At 65.5% G+C, this 4079-nt stretch carries 4 protein-coding genes and 1 pseudogene; 2 read left to right on the plus strand and 3 right to left on the minus strand.

The window, feature by feature from the left end; translation table 11 throughout:
• Positions 1-236 (minus strand): annotated as a pseudogene (locus QOI01_RS03650) (esterase); the annotation flags it as partial.
• A 193-nt stretch (positions 237-429) separates the two neighbouring features.
• On the opposite strand from QOI01_RS03650, the gene QOI01_RS03655 reads away from it, so the two are divergent.
• Together QOI01_RS03655 and QOI01_RS03660 are read left to right on the plus strand one after the other, a co-directional pair.
• Complete coding sequence (locus QOI01_RS03655) at positions 430-1395, plus strand: SGNH/GDSL hydrolase family protein (RefSeq protein ID WP_526378687.1); 966 nt, start codon at positions 430-432, stop codon at positions 1393-1395.
• Positions 1396-1449: 54 nt separating this feature from the next.
• On the plus strand, positions 1450-2667 hold the full coding sequence (locus tag QOI01_RS03660; protein ID WP_526378689.1) for an acetyl-CoA C-acetyltransferase: 1218 nt from the start codon (positions 1450-1452) through the stop codon (positions 2665-2667).
• Between the two features lie 54 nt (positions 2668-2721).
• On the opposite strand, the gene QOI01_RS03665 is transcribed toward QOI01_RS03660, so the two are convergent.
• Both QOI01_RS03665 and QOI01_RS03670 read right to left on the minus strand, forming a co-directional pair.
• Positions 2722-3573, minus strand: coding sequence for a putative endonuclease domain-containing protein (locus QOI01_RS03665; RefSeq protein ID WP_526378691.1), 852 nt, complete (start codon positions 3571-3573; stop codon positions 2722-2724).
• A gap of 156 nt (positions 3574-3729) precedes the next feature.
• Positions 3730-4079: Bax inhibitor-1/YccA family membrane protein (locus QOI01_RS03670; protein WP_526378693.1), on the minus strand; the 350-nt coding region annotated here is incomplete at its 5' end.

Genomic DNA, 4079 nt, shown 5'->3' on the forward strand with positions numbered 1-4079 from the left:
ACGAAGTCGACCAAACCGAACGGCCACGGCATCCGCGGTACGTGGGCGCCAACCTTAATTGTTGGCTTGATCGTCATCATCGCGACTAGAGCAAACAATCGGCCTGCGACGCTCGGGCCGTCCTCAACCACTTCGACGGGGGCGCCGTCACTGACGGGGAATCTGCGGGCTTTACGGGCTCTAACAGCGCTTATGCTGGATCCGGCAGATCTCGAGACCTTACTCGGTGCGGTCATCGCCACCACTTCCTACGCCGTTGTAGTACCCCGTTTACGACCACGTTCAGCCAACTGGGTAACTTAGCTTGACACCTTACTGAAGGTTCAACAATCGAAGAATCCAAACTCGTACCGCACTTGATACCGCAATGTGACCGCTCATCGTCTCCGCCACGCGGAGACCGGCGAGATCCGCCCCTAAACTGGTCGCGTGGTCATTCGTGCGCCGCGTCGGTCGACAATTGCCTTGGCGGCAGCCGCCACGGTCGCGTCGACCGGTTCCGCATATGTCGGGGCCAGGAACCTGCTGCACGTCCAAGCCGACCAGGCACGCCAGGTCATCCCCAAGTCGTGGGCTGTCCCCCCACGCGCCGACGGCGTCTACGCGCCCGGTGATGGAGCATGCGAGAAATGGCATCGCGGCGTGCCGTTCGACGTCCATCTGATGATCTTCGGCGACTCGACGGCCACCGGCTACGGCTGCGCCGTCGCCGACGAGGTGCCGGGGGTGCTGATCGCGCGCGGGCTCGCCGAACAGTCGGGCAAGCGCATCCGATTGAGCACCAAGGCGATCGTCGGCGCCACCTCGAAGGGCCTCTCCGGTCAGATCGACGCGATGTTCGTCGCAGGCCCTCCGCCCGATGCCGCCGTCGTAATGATCGGCGCCAATGACGTGACGGCGGTCAACGGCATCGGTCGGTCGGCGCGCCGGCTGGGCGCAGCCGTTCGTCGGCTGCGGGGCAGCGGCACCGTCGTCGTGGTGGGAACCTGCCCCGACTTCGGCGTCATCACTGCGATCCCGCAGCCACTTCGCCTGGTAGCGCGCACGATCGGGCTGCGCCTAGCACGCGCGCAGACCGCCGCCGTCCGCGCCGCGGGTGGCGTTCCCGTGCCGTTCTCGGACCTGCTTTCCCCGGAATTTCAGAGAGCACCCGAGGTGCTGTTCTCCCCCGACATGTTCCATCCTTCCGCGGCCGGGTACGCGCTGGCCGCCAAGCAGCTACTGCCAGCGCTGTGCAAGGCGCTGGGCGAATGGACGGCCGACTCCGACGTCGAGCCCGCGTTGCAGTCGCGGGCGGGCACCGAGACCGTTTTGGCACGCCTCGGCGGGATCACGCGGCTTTGGCGCCATACGACGGGCGTACCCGCGCCTATCGTCGCTTCGGTCACGGGCTAGGTTCGCTCTAGGCTTTCACGCTCTCGAGAGAAGCCAACGACCCAGGAGTCCGTCATGCCCGAAGCCGTCATCGTCGCAACCGCCCGCTCGCCAATCGGGCGCGCGGTCAAGGGATCTCTTGCCACCATTCGTCCGGACGACCTGGCCGCCCAGATGGTGCGCGCCGTTCTGGACAAGGTGCCTTCGCTCGATCCCAAGGACATCGACGACCTGATGATGGGCTGCGCGCAGCCCGCAGGTGAAGCCGGATACAACGTCGCGCGCGCCGTGGCCGTCGAGCTCGGCTACGACTTCCTGCCCGGCACGACGGTGAACCGCTACTGCTCGTCGTCGCTGCAGACCACACGCATGGCTTTCCACGCGATCAAGGCCGGCGAAGGCGACGTGTTCATCTCGGCGGGTGTCGAGACGGTGTCGCGGTTCGGCGTCGGCGCTGCCGATGGCGCACCCAACAGCAAGAACGCACTGTTCGACGCGGCGCAGGAGCGCACCGTGGCGCAGAGCGCAGGAGCCGACGAATGGCACGACCCCCGCGGCGACGGCAACCTCCCCGACGTCTACATCGCCATGGGCCAGACCGCCGAGAACGTCGCGCTGTTCACCGGCATCAGCCGTGAGGACCAGGACCACTGGGGCGTGCGCAGCCAGAACCGCGCCGAGGAGGCCATCAACAGCGGCTTCTTCGAGCGTGAGATCGTGCCGGTGACGCTGCCGGACGGAACCACCGTCTCGACTGATGATGGCCCTCGGGCCGGGACCACCTACGAGAAGATCAGCCAGCTCAAGCCGGTGTTCCGTCCGAACGGCACCATCACGGCAGGTAACGCGTGTCCGCTGAACGACGGCGCGGCCGCCGTGGTCGTCATGAGCGACACCAAGGCCAAGGAACTTGGCCTCACCCCGCTGGCGCGCATCGTGTCCACGGGCGTGAGCGGTCTGTCGCCGGAGATCATGGGCCTGGGTCCCATCGAGGCGATCAAGAAGGCGCTGGGCAAGGCGGGCAAGCAGATCTCCGACATCGACCTGGTCGAGATCAACGAGGCGTTCGCCGTGCAGGTGATCGGTTCGGCGCGAGAGCTCGGCATCGACGAGGACCGGCTGAACGTGTCCGGCGGGGCAATCGCCCTCGGCCATCCGTTCGGCATGACGGGCGCCCGGATCACGGCCACGCTGCTGAACAACCTCACGACGCACGACAAGACGTTCGGCATCGAGTCGATGTGCGTCGGCGGCGGCCAGGGTATGGCGATGGTCGTGGAACGGCTCAGCTAGCTTCTCGTTCGCCGAAACTGCCGTGAGATCGCGATTTCTCGAAGATTCGCGATCTCACCGCAGTCTCGATTCTCGAGCGCGATGCACTCGGTCGATGATCTCGCTTTCGTTGTTCTCCGCTACGACTCGAACGACGATCCAGCCCAAGTCGCGCAACTCCTCCAATCGGAGAATATCCTTGACGAATTGCCGCCGATCGAGGCGGTGTTGGTCACCGTCGTACTCGACGGCAACCATCAAATCCTCCCACCCCATGTCGAGGTAGTACTGCCGCCCACTCACGCCGACGGCCGGGATTTGCGATTGCGGCCGGGGGAAGCCCGCCCGAATCAGCAAGAGCCGCAACCACGTTTCCTTTGGTGAGGCGGCGCCAGGGTCGTACAACTCAAGCGCGGTCGGGAGCTGACGCAATCCGCGGGCACCTCGATGACGGGCAGCGAGGGCGACGACGTCGTCCGCAGCGAATCGCGTGGCATTCCCCAATGCGTCGAGGCGCGCCACGGCGTGATCGAGGCGACCGCGCCTGCCGATGTCGAAGGCAGTGCGCGCCGGGGTGGTCACACGCATCAGACCGCGCGCCGTCAGCTCGTCAGCCGCGAGACGAAGGTCGAAGACGCGCACGCCAGGAGGACGTCTGGCATTCGACCAAATCAGTTCGATCGGCAATGGGTCGTCGACCCACTTCGCGCCGTGCAAGCCCGCGGCGGTGAGTCCCGCGATCACGCCTTGACGATGCGACCACAACCACACCGCCGTTGCACGCAGTTCAAGCGTCAGCTCTACGTCGGCATCGACGTACACATCGGGGAGCAAGCCCAGGAACTCGCGCCGCAACTGATGTTTCTTGACGATTCCAGCGGCCAGAGCCTCGCTTGCGATGAACGGACGGCGACCAAGATTCCCCATCACTCGACACTGCAGCCGCCATCGCCTCGAAACTGCGGGGAGATCGCAATTTGTGGATGAATCGCGATCTGTGAGCAGTTTCGGCGGTCGGAGTCAAAGCCGCACCCAGGCAAAGAAAGCCCGGCACACGTGGTGCCGGGCTCTCGGGGAGGGCTGCTAGTCGTTCTGGAAGTAGCTCAGCAGCCGCAGGATTTCGAGGTACAGCCAGACCAGCGTCACGGTCAGGCCAAGCGCGATGCCCCAACCAGCCTTCGACGGAACACCGGCGCGGACCATCTGGTCGGCCGCATCGAAGTCGATGAGGAAGCTGAACGCCGCGAGCGCGATGCACAGCAGCGAGAAGCCGATGGCGATGGGGCCGCCCCTGCGCAGTCCGAAGCCCTCGCCGCCACCGACGCCGAAGAAGCCGAGAACCACGTTCAGGAGCATAAGTGCCAGCACACCGAACAGTCCGGCGACGATCATGCGGGTGAACTTCGGCGTCACGCGGATGGCACCGGTCTTGT

It is taken from the genome of Mycobacterium sp. (assembly GCF_032162605.1).
Classification (GTDB): domain Bacteria; phylum Actinomycetota; class Actinomycetes; order Mycobacteriales; family Mycobacteriaceae; genus Mycobacterium.